This window comes from Streptomyces albidus (ex Kaewkla and Franco 2022), assembly GCF_013870515.1.
GTDB lineage: Bacteria > Actinomycetota > Actinomycetes > Streptomycetales > Streptomycetaceae > Streptomyces > Streptomyces albidus.
This window is the reverse complement of sequence record NZ_JACBXA010000496.1, coordinates 1-1,119: the sequence shown is the minus strand read 5'-3', so window position 1 is coordinate 1,119 and position 1,119 is coordinate 1. Positions and strand designations below refer to the sequence as shown.

The following is a 1,119-nucleotide window of genomic DNA, read 5'->3' as shown; positions in this document are numbered from 1 at the left end:
AGAGCGTGCAGGACACGGCGGAGCTTCCAGATGATCTGCAACTCGTCGCCCGGCATGAGGATTTCTTCCTTGCGGGTGCCGGAAGCATCCACATCCACCGCCGGGAAGATCCGCTTCTCCGCGAGCTTGCGGTCCAGCTTCAGCTCCGAGTTGCCCGTCCCCTTGAACTCCTCGAAGATCACCTCGTCCATCCGCGAGCCGGTCTCCACCAGCGCCGCGGCCAGAATCGTCAAAGAGCCGCCGTCCTCGATGTTGCGCGCGGCACCGAAGAACTTCTTCGGCGGATACAGCGCGGTGGAATCCACACCACCGGACAGGATCCGCCCCGACGCCGGAGCAGCCAGGTTGTAGGCACGGCCCAGCCGCGTGATGTTGTCCAGCAGCACCACCACGTCGTGACCCAGCTCCACCAGCCGCTTGGCCCGCTCGATCGCCAGCTCCGCGATCGTGGTGTGATCCTCGGCAGGACGGTCGAACGTCGAGGAGATCACCTCACCCTTGACCGACCTTTGCATGTCGGTGACTTCCTCAGGCCGCTCATCGACCAGCACCACCATCAGATGGCACTCGGGATTGTTGACCGTGATCGAGTTCGCGATGGACTGCAGCACCATCGTCTTGCCCGCCTTCGGCGGCGCCACGATCAGACCCCGCTGACCCTTGCCGATCGGCGAGACCAGATCGATGATCCGCGACGTCAGCTGGTTCGGCTCCGTCTCCAGCCGCAACCGCTCCTGCGGATACAACGGCGTCAGCTTGTTGAACTCCGGCCGCGCACGCCCGCCCTCCGGCGCCGCACCGTTGACCGAGTCCAGCCGCACCAGCGCATTGAACTTCTCCCGCCGCTCCCCCTCACGGGGCTGACGGACCGCACCGGTGACATGGTCACCCTTACGCAGACTGTTCTTCCGCACCTGCGCCAGCGAGACGTACACATCATTGGGACCCGGCAGATAACCCGAGGTCCGCACGAACGCATAGTTGTCCAGGATGTCCAAGATCCCGGCCACCGGAATCAGCACATCGTCTTCCGAGACCTGCGGCTCGACATCCTCACGACCACCACCACGACGACCCCGACGATCACGGTAACGACCCCGCCGACCACGACGACCGTCG

At 64.6% G+C, this 1,119-nt stretch carries 1 protein-coding gene; it reads right to left on the bottom strand.

Annotated features, from left to right (window positions below):
- Positions 1-1,119, bottom strand: a 1,119-nt coding sequence (gene rho, locus H5J26_RS30860; RefSeq protein ID WP_181769237.1) for a transcription termination factor Rho, incomplete at both ends; no start/stop codon positions are given.